The organism is uncultured Roseobacter sp., from assembly GCF_947496515.1.
GTDB lineage: Bacteria > Pseudomonadota > Alphaproteobacteria > Rhodobacterales > Rhodobacteraceae > Roseobacter.
On the sequence record NZ_CANMDB010000009.1, the window covers coordinates 156,524 to 181,451 of the forward strand.

Genomic DNA, 24,928 nt, shown 5'->3' on the forward strand with positions numbered 1-24,928 from the left:
ATCAGGACCGCGGCGTATTGCTGACGGTCCGCCCCGGGATCAGCCGAAAGCCGATGTCTTTCACCGATTGCGCAGGCTCGTCTGACAGGCGTGCCAGCATCATCTCTGCCGCGACCTGTCCCAACTTGTGATGCGACACATGCACGGAGGTCAGCCGCTTGCTCAGCACCGATGCCACAGGCAGATCGCCCCAGCCCGCGATACCGATGTCGCCTGGCACATCGAGCCCCCGTGTCGCGCAATACTGCAAGCCACCAAAAGCCATCGCGTCATTCTGATAAAAGATGCACTCAATCTCCGCGGCAGAGGCGAGCAGCTGTTCGGTGCCATAGTATCCGGGGTAGTAGGCGGCGGTGTCATTCAGCCTGAGCTGCCGGATGACAGCGCCCCCACCGCCCTCCACCGCCTTGCAGAACCCGTCCAGCCGGGCCGTCGCCGCACTGGCTGCGTCGTGGTGCGTCCCGACATAGCCGATCTTGCGGTAACCGCATCCGATCAGGTAGCGCCCCATGTCGAACCCGCTGTCGAAATGGTTGATGCCGACGCTCATATCCAGCGGGCTGGAGTTCAGATCCCAGATCTCCACGATCGGGATACCCGCGTTGCGCAGCATGTCCGACGCGCGTGGCGAATGGTAGCGACCCGTCAGGATCAGCCCTGCCGGTTGCCAGGATAAAACGGTCCTGATCCAGCTCTCTTCTTCCTGTGGTGTGTGCCGCGTCAGACCGAGGACAGACTGGTATCCGAAGGTCCCCAGCTTGCGGTCGATCCCCTCCAGCACCTGCGAAAAAACCTCGTTCCCGAGGTCCGGGATTGAGACCCCGATGAAGGTCGACCGCTGGTCGCCGGCGAAAACCGTGGCGAGCCGATTCGGCAGGTAGCCCAACTGGTCCACCTGCTGCATCACCTTGACCCGCGTCTTTTCCGAGTATCCCCCGCTTTCGCGTAAAACACGGCTGGCAGTCATTTTCGACACGCCCGCCGCCTGCGCGACCTCATCCAGGCTTACCTTGTTGCTTTTGCGTCTTTTTTTGCTCATTTCACGGCTTCATGTTACGGGTAACTTTATGGTTGACACCAAGGGTCTGCGTCATAGATGTTAACGGAACGTTACGGGTATCTCAACGGGGAGGTTGAGGTCCGGACCGGGAGGGGCATCAGATGCAAAACCTGCAACAAGGGCTTTTGTTCGACCGCATCGACAAGCATTTTGGCGGTACCTACGCGCTGCGCGATGTCTCCCTATCGGTCGGTCGTGGAGAGATCGTTGCCCTGCTGGGCGAGAACGGCGCGGGCAAATCTACCCTCATCAAAGTCTTGGGCGGCATCCACACGCCGGACGCTGGTCAGGTGCTGATTGACGGCGCCCCCTACCAGCATAAGCCCGCCGGTTTCGGCGAGCGGCAGAAGATCGCTTTCATCCACCAGGACCTGGGGTTGATCGAGTGGATGACCGTGGCCGAGAACATCTCTCTGGCGCTCGGTTTTGCGCGCAAGAACGGTCTGATCCGCTGGGACGATGTGGAACACTTTGCCGTCGAAGCCCTGAAAAAGGTCGATTGTGATTTCGATCCTACCACCCGGGTCGAGGCGTTGACGCGGACGGAGAAATCGCTTGTCGCGATTGCCCGCGCGCTGGCGGTGGACAGCGAGTTTCTGGTGCTGGATGAGCCCACTGCCTCTCTGCCCGCGGACGAAGTCGAGCGTCTCTTTACGGCGTTGCGCCCGCTGCGCGAACAGGGCGTTGGCATGATCTACGTCAGCCACCGGCTGGATGAGATTTTCCAGATCGCGGACCGTGTGGCGGTCCTGCGCGATGGCGCAATGGTTGGCGTCCGCAGTATCGAGCACACAACCCCGGAGGAATTGGTGCAAAAGATCGTCGGTCGCAAGACCCGCGAGACGGTCAAGAGCAAGGATGCACCGGGCGCGCCGGTGCTCAAGCTGCGAAACTTTGCGGTGACCGGGGTGGATCCTGTGGATCTCGACCTCCGGCACAATGAGATCGTGGGCTTTGTCGGCCTGCGCGGTGCGGGACACGAGGCCATTTCGCGCGCGCTTTTCGGGTTGGAGCCCTTTTCCGGCGACGTGACGCTGGACGGGCAGACGCCCGACGTCTCGACCCCGCAAAAGGCGATGAAGGCGGGTGTCGGGCTGGTCGCCAAGGACCGGACGGAAGAATCCGTCGCCATGAGCCTGACCATCCGCGAAAACACATTCCTCAATCCGGGTGGCATTGGCCGCAAGCTGCTCAGCCTGCTGTCACCGCGCACCGAAGCGGATCAGGCAGCGGAGATCGGGCACGAGTTGGGACTGTCGCCAAACGATCCCTCGCTCGCCATCGAAGCGCTGTCGGGCGGCAACCAGCAAAAGGTTGTCATTGGCCGCTGGCTGGCGACCAACCGCAAGCTGCTGATGTGCGAGGACCCTACCGCCGGGGTGGATGTGGGCGCCAAATCCGAGATCTACGCGCTGCTCAACCGTGCGCTGGCGGATGGGGTCGGCATTCTGCTGGTCTCCACGGATTTCGAGGAGATCGCGACGGTCTGTCACCGCGCGATCGTCTTCAGTCAGGGTGCCATCGTCGAAGAGCTCAGCGGTACGCGTCTGACCACGGAAAACCTTATTCAGTCGGCCTCAGCCGGAAATATCAAAACAACAAAGGATGCGGTCGATGCAATCGCTTGAATCCAGCGCGTTGGAACCCACCCGGGCGGATCTGAAGGGCCTCAGTGTAGCCAAGCGGATGGCCCGGTTCCTGCCGGTCTACGGCCTGGTGATCCTCATGGTCTTTTTGATCGGGCTCTTTTCCGTGCTGCTGCCGAACACCTTCCCCACGATGCTGAACCTGCGGGCGATTATCTCGGACAAGGCGATCATCGCGCTGCTGTCGCTGGGGGCGATGATCCCCATGGCGGCGGGGCGGATCGACCTGACCGTGGGCTACGGCATCGTGCTGTGGCACATTCTGGCCATCAGCCTGCAGACGATGCTGGGGCTGCCCTGGCCCATGGCCGTGGCCATTGTTCTGGTGCTGGGTGCGACGGCCGGGTTCCTAAACGGTTTGCTGGTCGAAGTCGCCAAGATCGACAGCTTTATCGCCACGCTGGGCACGGGTACGGTGCTCTATGCGCTGGCGCTGTGGCACACCGGCGGGCGTCAGATGGTCGGCCTGCTGCCCGATGGGTTCTACGCGCTCAACACCACCTTTGTCTTTGGCCTGCCCATCACCGCCTACTATCTGCTGGTGATCACCGTCGTGATGTGGGTCGTGCTCGAGTACACGCCCGTGGGCCGGTACCTTTATGCCATCGGCGCCAACCAGAAGGCCGCACAGTTGAACGGTATCCCGACGCGGAAATACGTGATCGGCGCCTTCGTCGCTTCCAGCACCATGACAGCGCTCGCCGGGGTCCTGCTGGCGTCCAAGCTACGAATCGGTCAGGCCTCGGTCGGGCTGGAGTTCCTGCTGCCCGCACTCGTCGGCGCCTTCCTCGGTTCCACCACCATCAAGCCGGGGCGGGTCAACGTCTGGGGCACCATCGCGGGTGTGGTGATCCTCGCCGTGGGCATCTCCGGCATTCAGCAATTCGGCGGATCCTTTTGGGTCGAGCCACTTTTCAACGGCGTCACGCTGCTCGTTGCCATCGGCATCGCGGGCTACGCACAACGCCGCAAAGGCGCGCAAAAACGCTGACCTTAAAATCACGCATTGGGAGGAAGAAAATGCAAAAACGAACGTTTATCAAGACAGCACTGACCACCACATTCCTGACGGGTCTCATGGTCCCTGCAATGGCTGCGGGCGACTGGGATGGCCCCACAACGGGTCCTGCGGCTGCTGAGGGCAAATCCATTGTCGTCGTGGCCGGTGATCTGAAAAACGGCGGCATCCTTGGTGTGACCGAAGGCGTCGAAGAGGCGGCGGCCAAGATCGGCTGGGACGTGCGCGTTCTGGACGGTGCAGGCTCTATCCAGGGTCGGACCGGTGCGATTGGTCAGGCGCTGGCGCTGCAGCCCGACGGGATCATCATCAACGGTTTTGACGCCGTCGAACAGCAGGCAGCGCTCGAAGGGGTGGTTGCCGCCGAAATCCCGATGGTGGCCTGGCACTCGGGCCCCGTGATCGGCTGCGATGCGCCGGGCGGTATCTTTGCCAATGTCTCCACCGACGCGATGAGCGTGTCCGAAGTCGCCGCGGAATGGGCCATCGAGGATGGTGGCAAGGACGTCGGCGTCGTGATCTTTACCGACAGCACCTACCAGATCGCCATCGACAAGGCCGACCGCCTGAAAGAGACGGTGGAGGCCGCGGGCGGCACTGTGCTGGAGTACGTGGACACGCCGATTGCCGATACCTCGACCCGGATGGGACCGCTGACCACCAGCCTGCTGCAGAAATACGGCGACAGCTGGACCCACGCGCTGGCGATCAATGACCTTTACTTCGACTTCATGGGGCCATCGCTGGCCGCTGCCGGTTTTGCGCCGGATCAAGGGCCACAGGCCGGATCTGCAGGCGACGGGTCGGAGGCTGCATTCCAGCGGATCCGCTCCAACGGCTATCAGGCGATCACCGTGGCCGAGCCGCTGAACCTGCAGGGCTGGCAGCTGGTGGATGAGCTCAACCGCGCCGTTCAGGGCGAGACCTGCTCGGGTTACGTCACCTCGCCTGCACTGGTCACTCAGCAAGGTCTGGCAAAGCTGGGCGACAGCAATGCCTTCGATCCCGACATCCCCTACCGCGAGAGCTACGCGGAGATCTGGGGCAAGTAGCGCCGCCTGCGCCGCGGGCCTCGCTGACACGGCGGGGTCCGTCCTATCCATCTACCGGAGGATACATCCATGGCTGATACGCCACTCGTGCAGATGCGCGGGATTACCAAGCGATTTGGCGGTGTGACCGCCCTGCAGAACGTCGATCTGACAGCCTACGCTGGCGAAGTGCTGGCCATTGTCGGCGACAACGGTGCCGGGAAATCGACGCTGATCAAGGTGCTGACCGGCGTCTATCAGCCCACCGAGGGCGAGATCTTCGTCGACGGGGACAAGGTCGAGTTTTCGAACCACGCAGACGCCGCGGAAAAGGGCATTGACGCGGTCTATCAGACGCTGGCCCTGGCCGATCACCTTGATCCCGCGGCCAACATGTTCCTCGGCAATGAGCTGACCAAGAAGGTTTTCGGCATCACGGTCCTAGACAACAAAAAGATGCGGTCGGAAACCGAACGGGTGTTGATGGAGCGGCTGGGCGTGCGCCTGAAGTCACTGGATGCGCCAACCGACAGCCTGTCGGGAGGGCAGCGCCAGGCCGTGGCCATCGCGCGCGCCGTCTATCACGAGGGGCTGCGGGTGCTGGTCATGGACGAGCCCACCGCGGCCCTTGGCCCGCAGGAAACAGCGCGGACCCTGAAGCTGATCAAGTCCCTCAAGGCACAAGGGCTGGCCGTGATCCTGATCAGCCACTCGCTGGATGACGTGTTCGAAGTTGCGGACCGTGTTCATGTACAGCGCCGCGGCCAATGTGTGGGCGTGGCCCTGACCGCCGAAAGCTCGACCCAGGAAGTGCTGGGCATGATCGTAGGTGCCAAGGAGGACGCCGCATGAACACCGCAGTTGACGCAAACTATAAACCGCCGCTGACCGAACGGCTTGAGCCCTATATGGCGGTGATCGCTCCGATGGCGATGATTGCCGCGATTTTCCTGTTCATGGCGGTGGCCTCACCCGAGCGGTTCTACCGGATCAGCAATCTGGAGCTGATCCTGCAGGACGCCGCTCTTTACATGCCCATGGCCATGGCGATGACCTTTGTCATCACCCAGCGTGGCATTGACCTGTCGGTCGGATCCGTAGCCGTCCTGTCAGCGATCATCATGGCGTTTCTGGTCAAGCAGTTTGGGTTTTCGATCTATGTCGGCATTCCTATTGCGCTGACCATCGGGGCCCTTCTCGGCCTGATCAACGGTCTGGTGATCACGCGCTTCAACGTGCCCGATCTGATCGGGACGCTGGCGATGGATCTTGTCTACAAGGGGCTTGCGCTTTTGCTCGCAAAGGGGCTGGTGCTGGCGCGCTTCCCCGACGTTCTCACCGAAATCGGACGCGGGCAAACACCCTTCTTCATCCCTACGCCGGCGGTGATCGGGATGCTGACCATGGTGGCAGGCTACTACATTCTGAAGCGCACCCATTTTGGCCGCTACACCGTTGCCATTGGTTCCAGCCCTGAATCGGCGGAGCTGACGGGCATCGGCGTCAAGCGACACAAGGTCTATGCCTATGTGCTCTGCGGCGCCTGTGCGGCACTGGCGGGTCTGATGCTGACGGGCAAGCAAAACGCTATCCAGGCGACCATGGCGCCCTTCTTCAACCTGCACGTCATCGCGGCGGTGGTCGTTGGCGGCACGTCGCTCTTTGGCGGACGGGCATCCATCATCGGGTCGTTCTCCGGCGTGCTGCTGCTCGCCATGATGCTGAACGCGCTGGTGACGCTGCGGATCGAGTTCTTCTGGCAGCCCGTGGCCTCTGGCTTTGTGATCATCAGCTCGGTGGCGCTTTATGCCTGGATCCAGAAAAAGGACCGGGATGGTGGTGCTGGCTGGTTCGCCGATCTCAAGACAGCCGAAGGTCAGAAACTGCTGCGCTTTTCCGCGCTGCTGATCGGCGTCCTGATTGCCTTGCTGGCAATCGGTGGCGTCTTTGCCGGGACCCCTGCAGCAAGCGGGTAAGGGCACAACGACGGATGTCTCGGAGCGGCAGACAGAGGAGACCGCGCCGGGGCATATCGAATTTCAACTTGGAGGAAACTTAATGAAACTTATGACCACAACAGCATTGGTTGCGTCGGTCGTCTTTGGCACGAGCGCGTTGGCCGATGGCCACGCGACACTCCCGCTGAAGGAACTGCCCGACATCGCAGAACGTGATTACTGGGTCCCCGACGAGGTCAACGCCGAAGGCAAGCTGGAAGCGATGCAAGCCGTCGTTGGCGGCGACGCAGTGACATTCAGCGGCACGCAGGATGCGCCAGTGCAGATCGCCCTGATCTATCCATCATCCGACACGTCGGACTTCTGGGCGCGCAACTATCTGGCCATGACAAAGCGTCTGGACCAGCTGGGGATCGAATACGAGACAACCGAGTTCGCCTCCCGCCAGATCGAGCATTCGCTGCAGACGACCTATGCCAATCAGGTGGTTCTGGACAAAGACATCTACGACTATGTCATTTTCGGCCCATCGGAACTGGCTGTCCAGGCTGACAACATCTCGAAACTGGCCGCTGAAACCGAAGATCTGACAACCTATGTCTGGGCGTTCCATACGCCGCTCAAGGACCTTGAGCATCAGCCTGCAGCCTGGTTCGATTTCTCCTCTGCCGCCGGTGCCCTGACCATGTGCGACTACATGATCGGGCGTCTGGGCGAAGGCGTCACCATGGCGATGAACCGCGGCATCCCAGGCATCACCGACAATCAGCGCTCCGGTGATTTCAAGGCCTGTGTGGAGGAGAAAGCAGGCTGGACCACCGTCTACGAACACTACGGCGAGTATCAGCGCGAAGGTGGCTTTGCGGGCACATCGCTGATCCTGCAGTCCTACCCTGAGGCAACAATCATCCACAACGCCAATACCGCGATGGCCATGGGATCGGTCGAAGCACAGGTGTCTGTCGGCAAGGAGAAAGAGATCTTCTCCACCGGTTGGGGCGGCACCGGTCTTGAACTGGATGCCATCCGCCGTGGTGAGCTTGACGCCACACCGATGCGCATGGGTGACGATGTGGGTGCCGCTACGGCCGAGGCGATCAAGGCCGATCTGGAAGGACGCAGCGATGAGCTGCCGTTCGTCTTCCTCGGCCGGATCACCGTGGCGCACGACCAGATGAGCGCCGAGGAAATCGACGCGCTGGAACAGGAAGCCTTCCGCTTCTCCGGTGTCGGCGCACTGGACCGCTGAGCCGGCCCTAAAGCACGAAAAGAGGACCGGTTTCGCGCCGGTCCTCTTGATTCAACGACCATGAGCGCCGACAAAGGCGCGGCAACTCAGGGGGGGACGGTCATGTACGGCGAGATTGAAGGCACAGGGTTTGAGGTGATCGCGCCCGAGTTCGAGGCGTGTTTCATCGGCCACGCCCGGGTGGAGCGGCTCTGGACAGGTGCGCGCTGGTCCGAAGGTCCCGTCTGGTTCGCCGCCGGGCGCTACCTGCTGTGGTCAGATATCCCGAATAACCGGATCCTGCGCTTTGACGAGACCGACGGGAGTGTCTCTACCTACCGCCAGCCTTCCAACAACACCAACGGTCACACAGTCGACCGACAGGGGCGGCTGGTGTCCTGCGAACATCTGGCCCGCCGCGTAACCCGGACAGAGCACGATGGCAGTATCACCGTGATCGCCGACAGTTTCGAGGGCAAGCGCCTGAATTCCCCCAATGACGTGGTGGTAAAGTCCGACGGCTCGATCTGGTTCACCGATCCCAGCTACGGCATCCTGATGGACTACGAAGGTGAGCGTGCGACAAGTGAAATCGGCGCCTGCCACGTCTATCGCGTCGATCCTGCGGGCGAGATCACGATCGCGGTGGACGATTACGTCAAACCCAACGGGCTGGCATTCTCGCCCGATGAAACCGAGCTATACATCGCCGACACCGGCGTGACCCATGATCCAGGTGGCCCCAAACATATCCGCCGCCATAGTGTCAGCGCGGATGGCACCCTCAGCGGCGGCGAGGTCTTTGCCGAGTGTACCGCCGGTGTCTTTGACGGCTTCCGGTTCGACCGCGATGGCCGGATCTGGACTTCTGCCGCGGACGGGGTGCATTGTCTGAACACTGACGGCACCCTGATCGGCAAAGTGCATATCCCCGAACTGGTCGCCAACGTCTGCTTCGGCGGACCCAAGCTGAACCGGCTCTTCATCGCGGGCACCACCTCGCTCTATTCGGTTTTTCTCGACGTCAACGGTGTCTCACCACTCTGAGACGGGTGCGTGCTGGCGCCGTTGTCCACGCACCAAGGCAGAACTGCGCGCGCGGCCCTTGCTCTTTCATCTTGCCAGGAAAACTCATGCCCCTCGCCTGACAGGCGGCGCAACGCCGCCGAGAGGGGGGGCACCCCCGTTTTCAGGTACCCCCCCAGCGGTAGCCGTCTCAAAGATGCTGGTTCAGCCAAGGCCCGTGGTGCGCCCCGGGCTGATCCACCCGTTCAAAGCTATGCGCACCGAAGTAGTCGCGCTGCGCTTGCAGCATATTCGCCGTCGTCCGCGCGCTGGTCAGCGTGTCGAAGTACGACAGCGCCCCCGCAAGCGCTGGCACCGGCTGTCCCGCGCCCATGGCCACGGTCGTCACCTTGCGCAGACCGGACATATTGTCCTTCAGGATCTGCTGGAAGAACGGCGCCAGTGCCAGGTTCCGCTCCGGTGCGTCCGACAGGGCCGAGGCCATGTCGTTGAGCATGGCAGAGCGAATGATGCAGCCCGCGCGCCAGACCTCGGCAATCTCGGCCATGGGCAGATCCCAGCCGTAGTCCGCACTGGCCTTGGCCAAAAGCTCGAAACCCTGCGCGTAGCAAAGAACCTTGCCCGCGATCAGCGCCTGTTCGAGATCATCAAGGCTGAGCGCCTCGGCAGCGATGGTCCGGTCCGATGTGCCGAAAGCCTCCACTCCGGCAAGCCGCAGATCACGCGCCGCGGAGAGGTTGCGCGCCACAACGGCGGCTTCGATCACCGGCACGGCGGTGCCCAGCATCTGGCTTTCGATGACCGTCCAGCGGCCGGTGCCTTTCTGTCCCGCCCGGTCCAGGATCATGTCGAGCATCGGGTTGCCTGTGACGGGGTCGGTGGCCGCGGCCACCTTGCCGGAAATCTCGATCAGGTAGCTTTGCAGCGGGCCGGTGTTCCAATCGTCAAAGACTGCGCCGCACTCGGCGGCCTGCTTGCCAAGCCCGTCGCGCATGACCCCATAGGCTTCGGCGATCAACTGCATGTCGGCGTATTCAATGCCGTTGTGCACTGTCTTGACGAAGTGCCCTGCGCCGCCGGTGCCCATGAATGTCGCGCAGGGCTGATCCTCATGGGTGGCGGCGATGGCGCTCAATATATGGCCCACGCGGTCCCAGGCTTCCTGCGTCCCACCGCCCATGATGGACGGGCCAAACCGCGCGCCTTCTGCGCCGCCGGAGACACCGATGCCCAGATAGGGTACACCGGCCGCGTCCGCCTCCGCTGCACGCCGCTGTGTGTCGTGGAAATTGGCGTTGCCCGCGTCGATGATCATATCATCCGTGTCCAGCAACGGGCGCAGCTGCGCGATCTGCGCATCCACCGCCTCGCCAGCGGGGACCATCAGGATAATGTTGCGCGGGCGTGCCAGCCCTGCAACGAAGTCTTCGAGCGTGTCATGCGGCGAGATCCGGGGTGCGAGATCGCCCGCCTTATCCATGAACTCCGGGATCCGTGCGGTGGTGCGGTTGTGCACAGCGACAGCAAAGCCGTTGTCCGCGATGTTCAGCGCCAGCATGGCACCCATCGTTCCCAATCCGATCACGCCGATTTCTGCTGCTGACATCCGCTTTCCTCTCCCGGTGTGTTTTGTTATGTTACCGATAACAAAGAGTTCAATGAGATGGAAGCCATGTATATTGCAAACGCCACCACTCTGACCCATGCGGCGACGCTTGCGATGTTGCAGAGCGCTGTCGCCCGCGCCGAGGAAATCGGCCAGCCGCAGTGTATCGTGATCGTTGATGCCAGCGGGGTCGCCTTGGGTCAGATCCGCATGAACGGGGCGAAATTTCTCAGTTTGAAGAGCGCAGAAAGCAAGGCGCGCACAGCAGCATCGATCCGCGCGCCCAGCGACGCCATTCCCGAAGCGGTCGGCCCGGCGATTGCGGCCGCCACGGACAATCACGTGACGCGGTTGGGCGGTGGATTGCCAATCCTGATGAACGGCCAGTGCGTGGGCGGCATCGGTGTCGGGTCCGGCTCTGCCGAGCAGGATGTGGATGTGGCGATGGCGGCCTTGCGCAAGATCGGTGCGGAAACCGGCGCATTTGGTGCGTGAGCCGCAAGGCAGGTCGGATCTGAGGATCAATTCAGCGCGCTGGCGTGTCTCCGGTTCGGTTGTGTCCGAGCGGATCAACTCGCCTTTTGCGGTTACCATCTCTTGATACCGCTTTGCACTGTGACGTCAAATCAGGCAAAAGAGAGCAGTGAATAAAGGGTCTCCATCGAAAGTCGGTCGTGCGTCCAAGGCGAAACAGACACGGCATTGCGGAGCAGGCAGGTAAAAACGTGACGATCGCAGCCATACAATTCCTTGTCGGCCTCGAACGACGCCGCAAGGTTGGCCTTGTCCTCATTCTGGACGCAATGATCATTGCGCTGTCGCTCTATCTGGCGGTTGCCCTGCGGATCAGCACGTTCGATCTGGGATTTTACTGGCAGGGCTTCGGCGCGACGTTGCTCGGCCTATGGGTCGCGGGAACGGCCCTTTCGTTTCTGACGGCGATCCCTTGGGTATCCATGCGCGCCTTCAACATGCACGGGGTACGGCAACTGGTTGTCTTTTCCGTGGTATTGGGTGCCGGTTTTTTCTGCTACAATTACTGGGGGCCTTGGCTGGTCCCGCGCTCGGCCCCGCTGATCATGATACCCGTCTTGCTGGTCGGACTGGTTGGCGTGCGCGTGCTGCTCGGTCAGGCGCTCGCTCGAAGAGCCCCCCGTCAGGATGGGCAGGACCGTGTCCTGATCTACGGTGCAGGCGCGGCAGGGCTTCAATTGGCCAACGCAATGCGCGAGTTCGCCGGCGCCGAGGCGATTGCCTTCATTGACGACAACCCCTCGCTGCGCAAGGTTCTGGTCGGCGCCCTGCGGGTGTACGGCCCGGGGGACATCGGCAAACTCGTCCGTACGCGGGGTATCACCCAGATCATCCTGGCCATGCCCTCCACGTCCCGCGCGCGCAAACAGGAGATCCTGCGCGGATTGAGCGAGTATCCCGTGACGCTGCGCACGTTGCCGCATTTCCTGAACTTCGTGACCGGTGAGCCGCTGACAGCGCAGGTGCAGAACGTGAGCATCGACGATCTGCTGGGCCGATTGCCGCAGTCGCTGGATCTGCCGGAGATTGCCACGGCGTATGCCGGTCAAAACGTGTTGGTTACGGGTGCGGGCGGTTCGATCGGGTCGGAACTCTGTGTGCAGCTATGCTCTGTCCCTGTGGCCAGGTTGGTGCTGGTCGATCACAGCGAATTCGCGCTTTATAGCATCGAGCGCAGGCTGCGGGCGTCGCATCCGCAGTGCGAGATCATCCCGATCCTGGTATCCGTTCTGGAAAAAGACGTGCTTAAACGCGCCATTGTCGATCACGGCATTCAGGTGGTGCTGCATGCCGCCGCTTACAAACATGTGCCACTGGTCGAGCATAACGAAGTCGTCGGGGCCCGAAACAATGCGCTCGGCACCTATGTCACCGCAGAGGCCTGCGCGGAGACAGCGGTTGCACGGTTTATCCTGATCTCTACCGACAAGGCTGTGCGTCCGACCAACGTGATGGGCGCGACCAAACGATTTGCCGAGATGCTGGTGCAGGATCTGCAAAAGCGCCATCCAGGTACGGTGTTTTCCATGGTCCGCTTTGGCAATGTGCTCGATAGTTCCGGCTCTGTGATTCCGCTTTTCCGCGAACAGCTGTCCAAGGGTGGGCCGCTGACGGTGACACACCCCGAGGTCACGCGCTTTTTCATGACCCTGGGCGAGGCGGCGCGGCTGGTGCTGTTGGCGGGAACCTTTGCCAAGGGCGGCGAGGTCTATCTGCTGGATATGGGGGAGCCCATCAAGATTGTTGATCTGGCGCGGAACATGATCCGCATCTGCGGACTGACAGAACGGACCGCCGCCAACCCTGACGGTGATGTCGCGGTGGAGTTTGTGGGCCTGCGCCCGGGCGAAAAGCTCTACGAAGAGCTTCTGATCGGAGAGAACCAGATTGCCACGCCGCATCCCAAGATCATGTGTGCGCGCGAAACCTGCCCTGATAGTGACATTTGTACGGAGGCGCTGAGCCGCCTGCGCGCGGCCATTGCTGCGCAGGATCCCGATGCGATCCGCGCGCTGTTTGTCGAGACCGTGGATGGCTACACCAATGGCGCGCTCCGGTCCGAGCCAAAGGAGCAGACGGACAAAGAGCTCACCCCCGTTGCGGCGACGCTCGTTTGATCCAATCCCGGGGCGCTTGGCCCGTCACCCTCAGAAATTCCCGGTTGAAGTTCGATTTCGTGTTGAACCCGCTGGCCAGCATCGCCTGGGTCACGGACGTGCCCTCCTGCAGCAGCGTGCAGGCATGACGGATCCGGTATCCGTTGATGTAACGTGAGACGTTTTCACCGGTGCTCTGGTTGATCGCAGCGGAAAGCCGCTTTTCCGGCACCCGCAGCTTGCGTGCCAACCGGGCCAGCGTCAGGTCGGGATCAAGATGCGGCGCATGTCGGCTGATGTAGCTGTCGAGGCTGTCCAGAACAGCACCGTGTTGTGCTTTGTCCTCGTCTGAGAGGGCCTCGCGATCGCCCGGAGGGCTTTGACTGTCGATGGCGTGCCACAGGCCGAGCGTGCCCAGAATGATCAGCGCAGTGGCAGAAAAGAGGCTCGGGAGCCACAGCAGCAGGTCCCGGTCCCCTTCTGCCAGGCGCACCGCAATGATCACGTCACTGACCGCGGAGGCGATCAGGGCCAGAGCGAGGAACCGCCAGACGGTCAGCGGCAGACGCCCGCTCTCCAGCCGGCTATGCGTGAGTGCGTCTTCGCCCCGGCGCAGCCTGCCCAGCATCGCCGCGCCATAGGCGGCAAAGACCAGCGGTATGAGCACGTCAAGGCCCCCGGGGAAGACCACGAGGCAGATGAGAGCAGTCACCGGGCCTGCCGCGTGCCAAATCATCTCCGGCCATCGCAGCGGGCCCACCGTTGCCTGACGAAAGGCCAGCCAGCAGATCGCCGGGATGATCGTCGCCGTAATGGGCTGGAGCACCCTCAGCGATGTCAGGCCGTAGTAGTGAACCAGCGCTGTGAGGCTGCTTTGCACGGCGCATAACCCGATCAGAGCCAGCACCGGCCATGGGGTTGATTTCGTCAACAGCCGGTGCAGAAACAGGCCAGCAAGGACCAGCGCGATGATCAGCGGAACGGGGAGGACGGGCATGCGGTCTACGGGTGTCTCTTTTGGGGCAGCTTCCTTCTCCACGTTCTAAAACGGGATCTCAACGACCTGAAACCGGATTCAGGTCGCATCGGGTTACTTGCGCGTGGGTAATGGGCCTGACACACCATACCGGGAGACATCTTGTGAGATATATTTGCCACGCGCTGGTGCTGAGCGTGCTTGCGACCGTGACCGCCAATGCGGACGATGTGGGCGTGATCGAACGGCGATTGTCCGTCCAGCACCACGAGACGGGGTTGGAAACCACGGTCCTCTTTCCGGGCATCGGGGGGCAGGCAGGCACGCTGGGCGGCAACGCGGTGTTTTTCGGCACCCCGGTGTTGAAGGACGCGCGACCGCTGCCCGGTCGGTACCCGGTTGTGGTGATGTCCCATGGCTGGGGCGGCAATGCCGCACGGATGGCCTGGTTAGGGGCGGCGCTCGCGGAAAAGGGCGCGATCGTGGTGGCGGTGAACCACCCCGGCAGCACGACCTTTGATGTGAATTTCGACACTGCGTTCCATCACTGGACACGGGCGCAAGATCTCTCTGCCGCGCTGGATTGGCTGCTGCAGGACCCGGAGTTTGCACCGTTTGTGGATCACGGCAGGATCTATGCCGCGGGCTTTTCCTACGGCGGATGGACTGCGTTGTCTCTGGCCGGGGTCCGGGGGAGTCGCGCAGGATTTTTTCAGTATTGCGAGGCAGCGGGCGCGGGCTCGCAGTTCTGCGCCATGTTGGAGCGTGCAGGCGTTGATATCAGAGCAATTGACGAGACCCGCTATGAAGGATCCTACCGCGATCCCCGCGTGCAGGCGGTCGCCGCCATTGACCCTGGGCTGACCTGGGGCCTTGCCAAGGAGGATCTGAGTGAGGCCTCGGCAAAGATGCTGCTGATTGCTTTGGGTGAAGGGGCTGACCGGCTCAGGGCGACTGATACCGGACCCTCCGGCAGCGGTTTCGAGGCGCTGGTGCCCGAGGCTGTGGCAATCACAATTGCACCCGCCACGCATTTCAGCGTCCTTGGCCTGTGTACGCCGCGTGGTGCCGCCATCCTTGTCGAAGAACAGGATGATCCCGTCTGCACGGATCCGCCCGGGACGGACCGCGCGCAGGTTCTGCAACAGATCATCGAGGCTATTGCGGATCACTTCGGCCTTTAGGGCAGGCTACCGGAAATCCGCAGGATCCACACCGAAGGCCTTGATCTTGGAGTAGGCCGTGGTGGGCGCGACGCCCAGCATGGCCGCGACCCCACCTGGGCCAGCCACCTTGCCGCGCGCCCGGCGCAGTGCGCTTTGCAGGTTGCGCAGTTCGTGTGTGCGTAGTTCGGCACAGCTCAGCACCATATCGTTCTGCAGAACGTCGCCGTCCGCGGCCAGCTTGAAATCCAGTTTCAATCGCCCGCCCTGCGCCAGAATGGCTGCCCGTTCGATCACATTCTCCAGCTCGCGCACGTTGCCGGGCCAGTCGTACCCCTGCAGCGCGTCGATATTGGACTTGGACAGCCGCGTCGCGGGCAGGCGCAACCGGCGGGTCGTCCGGTCCAGAAAATGCTTGGCCAGATAGGGGATATCCTCGGGCCGGTCGCGAAGCGATACGCAGGTGATCGAAAAGACGCTGAGCGCAAAGTAAAGATCCTGCCGGAATCGCCCGGCACGAACCTCTGCCAGCAAATCGCGCGAGGTGGTTGCCACGACCTTGAGCGAGACCGGCGTATCGGTGCCATCCCCGAGCCGCCGCAAACGACCGTTCTGCAAGACATCGTGCAGCTTGCCCTGCAGAGCGCGCGGCAGATCCGCAATCTCGTCCAGGTGCAAGGTGCCGTTGTGCGCCATCATCAGCTTGCCGGTCACATCGCGTGCCGCACCGGGAAATGCCCCGCGACGGTAGCCGAAAAGCTCCGCTTCCAGCGTGGCGGCTTCGGTATTGTCGCAGCGGATCCGCACCAACGGGCGGCGGTGGCGGGTGCTCGCCTCGTGGATCGCAGAGACGGTCAGCGTCTTGCCCGACCCCGGCGGTCCGGCAACCAGAACATGGGCATCGTTCTTTGCGGCCAGATCGATCTGCGTGTTGAGCGATTTGACGGCCGGTGAGACCCCCACCACCCCTGTGTGTGACCGGGCTGACCGGATCTCCGTCAGCAGATACTCGTTCTCCTGCTCCAGCTTGTGGGTCAGGGTCTCGACCTCGGCTAACGCCTCGCGCAGCTTGCGTTCGTTTTCCTTGCGCTCTGTCACATCGCGAAAGATCACGACCGCACCGGCCAGCACCCCGTGATCGTAGATCGGGGTAGAGACATATTCGACGAGGATGGGCCGACCGTCCTTGCGCCAGAACACATCGTCGTCCACGCGCATCGTTTCGTCCCGCCGGAACGAGGCGTAGATGGGGCATTCATGGGCGGGGAAATGCTCGCCGTTCAGGTGCTTGTGGTGGATGATGGAATGCAGCTCGCGTCCGATCAGATCCTCCGACGACCAGCCGAGCATCTCCTGAGCGGCGCGGTTGACAAAGGTCGCCTTGCCGGAGGCGTTGATCCCGTAGATCCCTTCGCCCGCTGCCTCCAGGATCAGGCGGTTCTGTGCTTCGACCTCGCGGAAAAAGCCGTAGATGTTTTGCCAGCGGGTCAGGCCCGCGCGCTGGTGACTATCAAGTTCGGCCACGTGGTTACGGCGGTCATGTTCGTCCAGATCCAGAAAACTGAGCAGCACCCGGCGCTGCCCCCGCTGAAGCCCGTAGGTCTGGAGCCTGAGCGCTCGGTCATCGGCCCCGCGAAAGGACAGCATCCGCTCCACACGGCTGCCGTAATGCGCGACGGCTTCGAGAAAGATCGCCATGCTTGGCACGTCCGAGATCAGGATCTGCGAAAAAGCATGCCCGAGCCGCTGCCCGCCAAACAGCGCCTGTGCTGCGGCATTGCTGGCAGTGACCCTGTCTGTCTGCGGGTCGAGCATCAGTGTCGGCAGAGCGTGGTCTGAGACGGCGTGGTCGGAATCGGGGTGATCGAGCATGCACCTACCGTGTCAGCGCGGTGGGTGGGGTACACACACGAAATCTCGTCGATCACGATATCTCGTTATATCTGCCAATAAAATAGTCATATTTTTCAATCGGGTGCTAGTTATTGAGCGGTGTCCGCACCCGCTTTGCCCGGGTCTGATCGCATGACAAGCTGACCTCAAAACAGGTCAGGGGGTCCAGATGACTATCAAAAGCCTAGGCAATCCATTCTCCGATAAAACCGATTTGCGCCACGGTGCCGACTGCGGCTGTGACGGCTGCCTGTCCGGTCACGGGCATGACGCAGGGCATGTGGAGCCGCATCATATGTCCAGCGATCAGATGATGGAGCGTGCGGTGGAAAGCGCGATTGTCTGCTCCGTCTTTGGTCAAAGCGACATCGGGCGTCGGTCTTTCATGGGCATGATCGGCGGGACCACAGCGGCGGCCGCACTGGCGTCGGTCTTCCCGCTGGAGCAGGCCAAGGCGGCCCTTCTCGATGATCTGGGTCCACCCGAAAAGACGGATCTGAACATCGGGTTCGTGCCGATCACCTGTGCGACCCCGATCATTATGGCGCAGCCCTTGGGCTTTTACGAACGCTACGGGCTGAGCGCGCAGGTGATCAAAACCGCTGGCTGGGCCGTGGCGCGCGACAAATCGCTGTCGGGCGAGTACGACGCCAGCCACATGCTGACGCCGATGCCGCTGGCCATGACACTGGGCGCGGGCTCCATCGCGGAGCCCTACATCATGCCCGCCGTCGAGAACATCAACGGTCAGGCCATCGTGCTGTCCAATGAGCATCTCGACAAGCGCGACCCCAAGCAGTGGAAAGGCTTCACCTTCGGGGTGCCGTTCGAGTACTCCATGCACAACTTCCTGCTGCGCTACTACGTGGCGGAATTCGGGCTGGATCCGGATGTAGACATCCAGATCCGCGTGGTGCCACCGCCGGAGATGGTGGCGAACCTGCGCGCGGGCAATCTGGACGGCTACCTTTCGCCCGATCCGTTCAACCAGCGCGCGGTGTTCGAGGGCATCGGTTTCATCCACATCCTGACCAAGGAGATCTGGGAGGGGCATCCCTGCTGCGCCTTTGCCGCCCCGCTGAGTTTCGCAACAGAGCTGCCCAACACCTACGGCGCGCTGCTGAAGTCCATCATCGACGCGACGCAATATGCCTCCGACCCCGACAACCGGGTGGAGATTGCCGAGGCGATCTCGCCCACCAACTACCTCAACCAGCCGGTCACGGTGGTGCAGCAGGTGCTGACCGGCACCTATGCCGACGGTCTGGGCGAGGTGCAGCGGGTACCTGACCGGATCGACTTCGACCCCTTCCCCTGGCATTCGATGGGCGTGTGGATCCTCGCTCAGATGAAACGCTGGGGCTATATCGAGGGCGACATCGACTACAAGGCAGTGGCCGAGCAGGTCTACCTCGCCTCCGATGCGCGCAAGATCATGACCGAGCTGGGCTACGACGCGCCGGAAGAGACCTACAAATCCCACACCATCATGGGCAAGACCTTTGATCCAGCCGAGCCCGAGGCCTATGTGGACAGCTTTGCCATCAAGGCCAACTGATGGGCACGCTGTCGGAGAACAAGCGCGCGGCCTTGTTGTCGGTGCTGCTGCTGGTGGTCGGCTGCCTGATATGGGAGTTGTCGATCCCCGCGCAGAAAGCCGCTGGTGAGCTGACGGAATACGAGCTGCTCACCGGAGCGGGCCAGCCAAAAGCCGGTGTGCCGCCACCCAGTCAGGTGCTCGCCAAGGCGTGGGAGCAGCTCTCCAACCCGTTCTACGACGCCGGTCCCAACGATAAGGGCATCGGCATCCAAATCGGCTATTCCATCTACCGCGTGCTGGCGGGATACCTGCTGGCAGCGCTGATTGCGATCCCCTTGGGGTTCCTTATCGGGATGTCGTCGGTGGCCTATAAGGCGCTCAACCCCTTCATTCAGGTCCTGCGGCCCATTTCGCCGCTGGCCTGGATGCCGCTGGCGCTTTTCGTCATTCAGGACAGCGAGGCGAGCGCGATTTTCGTGATCTTCATCTGTTCGATCTGGCCGATGCTGATCAATACCGCCTTTGGCGTGGCCGGCGTGCGCGAGGATTGGGTGAACGTGGCGCGGACCCATGAGTTGGGTGCGCTCAAGACCGCCTTTACCGTGATCCTGCCCGCCGCGGCACCAACCATCGTGACGGGCATGCGCATCTCCATCGGGATCGCGTGGCTGGTCATCGTGGCGGCAGAGATGCTCGTGGGTGGCACCGGCATTGGCTATTACGTCTGGAACGAGTGGAACAATCTCGACCTGACCTCGGTCATCTTCTCCATCCTCATGATCGGCATCGTTGGCATGCTGCTCGATTCCATGTTCGGCCTGCTGCAACGCACGGTCGCCTACACCGAATAGGAGCCAGCGCATGGCCACGTCTTTCCTGAGTATCGAGCAACTGACCCAACGCTATCCGGACGGCAAGGGCGGGGAGTTCACTGTCTTTGAAAACGCCAGTTTCGGCATCGAAAAGGGTGAGTTCGTCTGCATCCTCGGCCATTCCGGCTGCGGCAAGTCCACCATCATGAATATACTGGCGGGGCTTGCCGAGCCCACGAGCGGCGTGGTCAAGATGGACGGGCGGCATGTGTCCGGCCCCAGCCTCGACCGCGGCGTGGTGTTTCAGAACTACTCCCTATTGCCGTGGCTCACGGCCCTGAAGAACGTCACCTTCGGCGTCTCTGCCCGGTTTCCGGGGTGGAGCAAGGCCAAGGTCATCGAACACTCCACTGCCTTCCTCGCCAAGGTCGGGCTGACGGGCGATGCGATCCACCGCAAGCCCAGCCAGTTGTCAGGGGGGATGCGCCAGCGTGTCTCTATCGCGCGGGCCTTCGCCAATGAGCCGAAGCTGTTGCTGCTGGATGAGCCTTTCGGTGCGCTCGATGCGTTGACCCGCGGCACCATTCAGGACGAGCTGATAAAGGTCTGGAGCGACACGGATCAGACGGTGTTCATGATCACCCACGACATCGACGAGGCGATCCTGCTCGCCGACCGGATCCTGCTGATGACCAACGGACCCATGGCGCAGGTGGCCGAGAGCGTGGAGATCACCATTCCGCGCCCGCGGGTGCGCAATGACATTGTCGAGCACCCCAACTACTACGCCATCCGCAACCATCTGGTGCATTTCCTCGCGCAGCGGTCGGCAGAGCTGTCAGGTCAGGAACCAACGGTCAATCAGCACCCCAAGCCCGTGCGGATCGTGATGACCGAAGAGCCTGAGGGCGAAGACCCCGAGCCTGCGCCGCGCTTGCGTGCGGTTGAGGGGTAGGAGGGCGTGAGCACCAGCGATACGCTGCCCCGGCCCCCGGTGCCGCCCTTCAGTTATGAAGAGGCGGTGGCCAAGGTGCGCATGGCCGAGAACGCGTGGAACACGCGCGATCCCGGGAAGGTGGCGCTGGCCTATACGCCCGACACCCGCTGGCGCAACCGGTCGGAGTTCCTGAACGGGCGCACGGAGGTAGAGGCATTTCTGCAGCGCAAGTGGGCGGCGGAGAACGGCTATCGCCTGATCAAGGAGATCTGGGCGCATGAGGGCAACCGGATCGCCGTGCGGTTCTGCTACGAATGGCACGACGCGGGCGGTCAGTGGTTCCGCGCCCATGGCAACGAGAACTGGGCCTTTGACGCCCAAGGCTACATGGCCGAGCGCCATGCCTCCATCAACGATGTGCCGATTGCGGTGGACGCGCGGCTGTTTCACTGGCCGGAAGGAACCCCCCGGCCCGACGATCACCCCGGACTGACAGAATTAGGACTGTAAGATGAAGGATATGACCCAAATGACCGAGATGACCAAAGAGGACGTAACAGCGATGATCCTGTCCGCCAAGAAACAGGCGGGCCTGACCTGGGAAGAAATCGCCGAAAAGATCGACATGTCGCCGATCTGGACCCATTCGGCGGCGATGGGTATGAACGCCTTTCCACCTGACAAGGCGGCGCTGATGGTCTCGACCATGAGGCTGCCGCAGGAGGCCGAGCAGGTGCTGGCCGAAAGCCCCACCAAGATCTGGGAGCAGGCCGTGCCGACGGATCCCTGCATCTACCGTTTCTACGAGATCGTGGGCGTCTATGGCCCGACGCTGAAGGCGATCATCCAGGAGAAATTCGGAGATGGCATCATGTCGGCCATTGATTTCGACATGTCGGTGACCCGGGTGGAGCACCCCAAGGGCGACCGGGTGAAGGTTGAGATGTCGGGCAAGTTTCTGGGCTACAACAGCTGGTAGCAGCAGCGCCGCCGGGTTGGCGTTCTGCAGATGGAATGGCCGCGGGATTGCCCCGCGGCCTTTTTGTTTGCGCCAGCAAGCAGCATACGGTTGTCCTAACGCGCGTCGCTTCAACCCTCCGCCCGGCCCAAAGGCCGGGCATCGCCCGACCTCCCCGTCAAACCGGAGGTTTGCTTTTCGCAAACGAGGGCGATTTCAAGGGTTGCAAGTAGCTTGACATATGGTCTGTTTGCACTTCCCGACGCCGCCGAGCTGTTGCGAAACGCCCTCCAGGTCGGGCGATGCCCTCAGTACTTTGCGGACCTGTCTTTCCTGTCCCCTGAGCTTTAGTTCCCCGGTTTAACTCGGCACGGCATGTCAAAATATCTTTCTGATATTTTGGTATTCCAAAATATCGAATATTGATTTATACCCTCCTCAGGGCGCCCCAGTGCGCAGATCCAAGGGAGGAAAAACCAATGAAGAAATTATTTGCCATTGCGGCGGCTGCGGCCATCGTGGGCGGCGATCTGGCGGCCGAGGAGTTCCCCTCGAAAACCATCGAGGTGATCACCCACGCCGGCAACGGCGGCGGGACGGATGTGACCACGCGAATGATGATGATCCGCGCCCGCCGCGAGTTGGGCGGCGATATGGTCGTCGTCAACAAGCGCGGCGGCGGCGGTGCCTCGGCCATGGACTACTACCTCGAACAAGAGGCGGACGGGCATAGCATCCTGACCTTCACCATCGGCCATTCGGCAACGGTCGCGCTCGGCAAGACCGACATGAAGCTCGAAGACGTGCGCCCCATCGCGCGCGGCACCGACGATCCGCAGATCCTGATGACGCGCTGCGGTGTCTATGACAGCGCCGAAGCCTTTGTCACCGCGCAGAAAGATGAACCGCTGACCTACGGCACCACCCATCTGGGCGGCATTGACGATGTCTCCGCCTTCATGTTCGCGCGCCGCGGCGAGCTGGCAACACCCAAGATCGTTCCCTTTGAGGGCGGGGGTGAGCTTGCCACGCAACTCGTTGCGGGTGCGGTTGACGTTGCGGTGCTGAACCTCGCCGAAGCAGGCTCGCAGATCGACGCGGGCGATATCTGCCCCATCGTGGTGCTGGCGCCGGAGCGGATGAGCGGTCTGCCGGATGTCTCTACCGCGCAGGAGCTGGGGATCGACGCGAACTTCTCCACCGTGCGGGGCTTTGTCGTGCATGCGGACACGCCCGATGACGTGGCCAAAAAGCTCGAAGAGGGGCTGTTGAAGGCCATGGACCACACGGTCTACCAAGGCTTTCTGACCTCCGTTGGTCTGGACGAAAGCTCGGTCGCCGATGCGGAGACCTGGGGCAGCCAGCTGACCTCCATGCAGACGGATATGGATGCCGCACTGCGCGAGCTGGGCTTTATCGAGTAACTACTGTGCCGGTCGCCGGTCTGCCGCGAGAACGTGGCGGACCGGTCCTTTCTCTCCAGCTTGTCGGGATCTCCGAGATGACACGCTACGCCGTTCCCTGCGGGATCATCGCCTTTTGCCTGCTGACCTACTGGCTCAGCACGCAGTTCGACCGGGTCCCCCCGATCCTGTTGCGCGGGATGCAGCCTGCGGATTTCCCGCAGATGGTTCTGATCCTGATTGTCACGCTGGCGGTGCTGGTCATGCTCTTTGACCGCCCCATCGTGCGCGACCCGGTGCCGTCTGCCGTCTGGATCAGCCTTGGGCTCTTCGGGCTCTTTGCGCTGGCAGCACAGGTGGATCTGTTTCTGGGGCTGGGTGTCTTCGCTGGGGCGCTTGCCTTCATGTGGGGCGAGCGGCGGATCTGGGCCATCGGCCTCGTCGCGCTGATCAGCCCCGCGCTTGTCTTCCTGCTCTTTGATCAGGTCTTCAGCATCCGCTTTCCGCGCGGCCTGCTGACCAACCTCTGGTACGGATAGCCCTCATGGAACCACTCATTGCAGGTCTGATGGCGCTGATGGATCCCGGTCTTCTGGTGCTGCTCTTTGCCGCCACGCTGGGCGGGGTGATCATCGGCGCGCTGCCGGGGTTGAACGCGACGACCGGGGCCGCGCTGCTCCTGCCCTTTACCATCACCATGGATCCGATCCCGGCGATTGCGATCCTGACGACGATCTACTGTGCGGCGACCTTTGCGGGTGCCATCACCGCGATCCTGATAAATACGCCGGGCACCTCTGCCAGTGCGACGACCTGTCTGGACGGCTACCCGCTGGCACAGCGCGGCGAGGCGGGCCGTGCGTTGGGGATGGCGACGATTTCCTCGACCATCGGGGGCATCATTTCTGTCATCTGCCTGATGCTCGCCGCGCCGCTGATGGCGCGGATGGCCTATAACTTCGCGCCGCCGGAGTACTTCGCCCTGACCGTCTTCGGCATCTCGATGCTGGCCACCATCGGCGACGGCACACCGCTCAGGAACATCATCGCGGGGGCCTTTGGCGTGCTGCTGGCCACGGTGGGCAAGGACCTGCTGACCACGGTGGAACGCTTTACCTTTGGCTTCAACGAACTCTCCGAGGGCATTGGTTTCGTGCCCGTCATGATCGGGATCTTCGGCATCTCGGAACTGCTGGTGCAGGCCGAACGGCTGAGCGTCAAGCGCCGTCAGGTTCATATGAAAGCGATCAAGCTGCCGTCACGGGCGGACTATCAAAAGGTCTGGCGCACGATCCTGCGCTCCTCCGGCATCGGAACGTTCATCGGCATCCTGCCGGCCGAGGGCGCCACCGTCGCTTCCATGATCGGCTACAACGAGGCGCGACGCTGGTCCAAGACACCCAAAGAGTTTGGCAAGGGCTCCATTGAGGGGATCGCGGGCTCGGAGGCAGCCAACAATTCCGCCGCCGGGGGGGCTATGGTGCCCACACTGGCGCTCGGCATTCCGGGCAGTCCGACGGCGGCGGTGATCCTCGCGGGGCTGATGGTGCACGGTCTGCAGCCCGGCCCCACCATGTTCACCGAACAGGCGGAGTTCGCTTACGCGATCTTCTGGGCGATGCTGCTGGTCAACGTCATGTTCATTTTCGTCGGCCTCTTCGGCGCCAAGATCTTTGCCCGCGTGACCTTTGTCCCGGTGCAGATCCTCTGGCCCATCGTGTTCACCTTCTCCATTGTTGGTGGCTACGCGCTCGACCAATCCATGCTGGATGTCTACATCGCGCTCGGCGCCGGGGTGATCGGCTACTTCATGCGGCGCTTTGGCTATTCGGTGGTACCGCTGGCCATTGGCCTGATCCTCGGCGGGATGCTGGAGAAACGCCTCGGCCAGTCGCTGATCATGCTGGATGACCAGTGGTGGCTGATGTTTACCCGCCCCCTCACCTTGCTGTTTTTCGCGCTGACCGTTCTGGCCCTGTTCGGCCCCTTCCTGTGGCGGCTTTTCAAGCAGCGCGACCCCATGGTTTCTACCGGAGAGTAAGC

Annotated in this window: 22 protein-coding genes; 18 read left to right on the top strand and 4 right to left on the bottom strand. The window is 62.2% G+C overall.

What is annotated here, in order from left to right:
* Window position 1: 1 nt before the first annotated feature.
* On the bottom strand, window positions 2-1,039 hold the full coding sequence (locus Q1A53_RS16085) for a LacI family DNA-binding transcriptional regulator (RefSeq protein ID WP_299968658.1): 1,038 nt from the start codon (window positions 1,037-1,039) through the stop codon (window positions 2-4).
* A gap of 122 nt (window positions 1,040-1,161) precedes the next feature.
* Here Q1A53_RS16085 and Q1A53_RS16090 point away from each other — a divergent pair, with 122 nt between their 5' ends.
* The 7 genes from Q1A53_RS16090 (at window position 1,162) to Q1A53_RS16120 (ending at window position 8,988) form a co-directional block, all read left to right on the top strand.
* Window positions 1,162-2,688: a sugar ABC transporter ATP-binding protein gene (locus Q1A53_RS16090; RefSeq protein WP_299968659.1), complete on the top strand. Its 1,527-nt coding sequence runs from the start codon at window positions 1,162-1,164 to the stop codon at window positions 2,686-2,688.
* Entirely contained in the window at window positions 2,675-3,697 is a 1,023-nt protein-coding gene (locus Q1A53_RS16095) for an ABC transporter permease (RefSeq protein WP_299968660.1), read from the top strand. The genes Q1A53_RS16090 and Q1A53_RS16095 overlap by 14 nt, the downstream gene beginning before the upstream one ends.
* A gap of 29 nt (window positions 3,698-3,726) precedes the next feature.
* Window positions 3,727-4,776: a substrate-binding domain-containing protein gene (locus tag Q1A53_RS16100; protein ID WP_299968661.1), complete on the top strand. Its 1,050-nt coding sequence runs from the start codon at window positions 3,727-3,729 to the stop codon at window positions 4,774-4,776.
* 69 nt (window positions 4,777-4,845) lie between these two features.
* Complete coding sequence (locus Q1A53_RS16105) at window positions 4,846-5,607, top strand: ATP-binding cassette domain-containing protein (RefSeq protein ID WP_299968662.1); 762 nt, start codon at window positions 4,846-4,848, stop codon at window positions 5,605-5,607.
* Window positions 5,604-6,731 carry an ABC transporter permease gene (locus Q1A53_RS16110; protein WP_299968663.1) on the top strand — a complete coding sequence of 376 codons (1,128 nt, stop codon included), beginning with the start codon at window positions 5,604-5,606 and terminating at the stop codon, window positions 6,729-6,731. Before Q1A53_RS16105 ends, Q1A53_RS16110 begins: the two co-directional genes overlap by 4 nt.
* An 82-nt stretch (window positions 6,732-6,813) precedes the next feature.
* Window positions 6,814-7,962 (top strand): substrate-binding domain-containing protein, encoded by a 1,149-nt coding sequence (locus Q1A53_RS16115; RefSeq protein ID WP_299968664.1) that lies wholly within the window; start codon window positions 6,814-6,816, stop codon window positions 7,960-7,962.
* 102 nt (window positions 7,963-8,064) lie between these two features.
* Window positions 8,065-8,988, top strand: a complete 924-nt coding sequence (locus tag Q1A53_RS16120) for an SMP-30/gluconolactonase/LRE family protein (protein WP_299968711.1) — start codon at window positions 8,065-8,067, stop codon at window positions 8,986-8,988.
* 169 nt (window positions 8,989-9,157) lie between these two features.
* Here Q1A53_RS16120 and gndA read toward each other — a convergent pair whose 3' ends face one another.
* A complete protein-coding gene (gndA, locus tag Q1A53_RS16125; protein WP_299968665.1) occupies window positions 9,158-10,573 on the bottom strand; it encodes an NADP-dependent phosphogluconate dehydrogenase in 1,416 nt (471 codons plus the stop codon).
* Window positions 10,574-10,639: 66 nt separating this feature from the next.
* Here gndA and Q1A53_RS16130 point away from each other — a divergent pair, with 66 nt between their 5' ends.
* Both Q1A53_RS16130 and Q1A53_RS16135 read left to right on the top strand, forming a co-directional pair.
* Window positions 10,640-11,068: a heme-binding protein gene (locus Q1A53_RS16130; protein WP_299968666.1), complete on the top strand. Its 429-nt coding sequence runs from the start codon at window positions 10,640-10,642 to the stop codon at window positions 11,066-11,068.
* Window positions 11,069-11,298: 230 nt separating this feature from the next.
* Window positions 11,299-13,224 carry a nucleoside-diphosphate sugar epimerase/dehydratase gene (locus Q1A53_RS16135; protein ID WP_299968667.1) on the top strand — a complete coding sequence of 642 codons (1,926 nt, stop codon included), beginning with the start codon at window positions 11,299-11,301 and terminating at the stop codon, window positions 13,222-13,224.
* Here Q1A53_RS16135 and Q1A53_RS16140 read toward each other — a convergent pair.
* Window positions 13,196-14,200 (bottom strand): AraC family transcriptional regulator, encoded by a 1,005-nt coding sequence (locus Q1A53_RS16140; protein ID WP_299968668.1) that lies wholly within the window; start codon window positions 14,198-14,200, stop codon window positions 13,196-13,198. The genes Q1A53_RS16135 and Q1A53_RS16140 overlap by 29 nt on opposite strands.
* Window positions 14,201-14,343: 143 nt before the next feature.
* Between Q1A53_RS16140 and Q1A53_RS16145 the strand changes: the two genes are divergently transcribed.
* On the top strand, window positions 14,344-15,363 hold the full coding sequence (locus tag Q1A53_RS16145) for a prolyl oligopeptidase family serine peptidase (protein WP_299968669.1): 1,020 nt from the start codon (window positions 14,344-14,346) through the stop codon (window positions 15,361-15,363).
* Between the two features lie 6 nt (window positions 15,364-15,369).
* Here Q1A53_RS16145 and Q1A53_RS16150 read toward each other — a convergent pair whose 3' ends face one another.
* The gene (locus tag Q1A53_RS16150) at window positions 15,370-17,214 is read right to left on the bottom strand and encodes a sigma 54-interacting transcriptional regulator (protein WP_299968670.1); all 1,845 of its coding nucleotides are present in this window, start codon (window positions 17,212-17,214) and stop codon (window positions 15,370-15,372) included.
* Window positions 17,215-17,404: 190 nt separating this feature from the next.
* Between Q1A53_RS16150 and Q1A53_RS16155 the strand changes: the two genes are divergently transcribed.
* From Q1A53_RS16155 to Q1A53_RS16190, 8 genes are all read left to right on the top strand, one after another.
* Complete coding sequence (locus Q1A53_RS16155; protein ID WP_299968671.1) at window positions 17,405-18,793, top strand: CmpA/NrtA family ABC transporter substrate-binding protein; 1,389 nt, start codon at window positions 17,405-17,407, stop codon at window positions 18,791-18,793.
* Entirely contained in the window at window positions 18,793-19,626 is an 834-nt protein-coding gene (gene ntrB / locus Q1A53_RS16160; protein WP_299968672.1) for a nitrate ABC transporter permease, read from the top strand. Before Q1A53_RS16155 ends, ntrB begins: the two co-directional genes overlap by 1 nt.
* 10 nt (window positions 19,627-19,636) lie before the next feature.
* Window positions 19,637-20,542: an ABC transporter ATP-binding protein gene (locus tag Q1A53_RS16165; RefSeq protein WP_299968673.1), complete on the top strand. Its 906-nt coding sequence runs from the start codon at window positions 19,637-19,639 to the stop codon at window positions 20,540-20,542.
* Window positions 20,543-20,548: 6 nt separating this feature from the next.
* Window positions 20,549-21,034 carry a nuclear transport factor 2 family protein gene (locus Q1A53_RS16170; protein WP_299968674.1) on the top strand — a complete coding sequence of 162 codons (486 nt, stop codon included), beginning with the start codon at window positions 20,549-20,551 and terminating at the stop codon, window positions 21,032-21,034.
* A 10-nt stretch (window positions 21,035-21,044) separates the two neighbouring features.
* Complete coding sequence (gene cynS, locus Q1A53_RS16175; RefSeq protein ID WP_366872817.1) at window positions 21,045-21,503, top strand: cyanase; 459 nt, start codon at window positions 21,045-21,047, stop codon at window positions 21,501-21,503.
* A gap of 458 nt (window positions 21,504-21,961) precedes the next feature.
* Window positions 21,962-22,906: a tripartite tricarboxylate transporter substrate binding protein gene (locus Q1A53_RS16180; RefSeq protein WP_299968676.1), complete on the top strand. Its 945-nt coding sequence runs from the start codon at window positions 21,962-21,964 to the stop codon at window positions 22,904-22,906.
* 77 nt (window positions 22,907-22,983) lie between these two features.
* Window positions 22,984-23,424 (top strand): tripartite tricarboxylate transporter TctB family protein, encoded by a 441-nt coding sequence (locus tag Q1A53_RS16185; RefSeq protein WP_299968677.1) that lies wholly within the window; start codon window positions 22,984-22,986, stop codon window positions 23,422-23,424.
* A 5-nt stretch (window positions 23,425-23,429) separates the two neighbouring features.
* Window positions 23,430-24,926, top strand: a complete 1,497-nt coding sequence (locus Q1A53_RS16190) for a tripartite tricarboxylate transporter permease (protein ID WP_299968678.1) — start codon at window positions 23,430-23,432, stop codon at window positions 24,924-24,926.
* The last annotated feature ends 2 nt before the right edge of the window (window positions 24,927-24,928 follow it).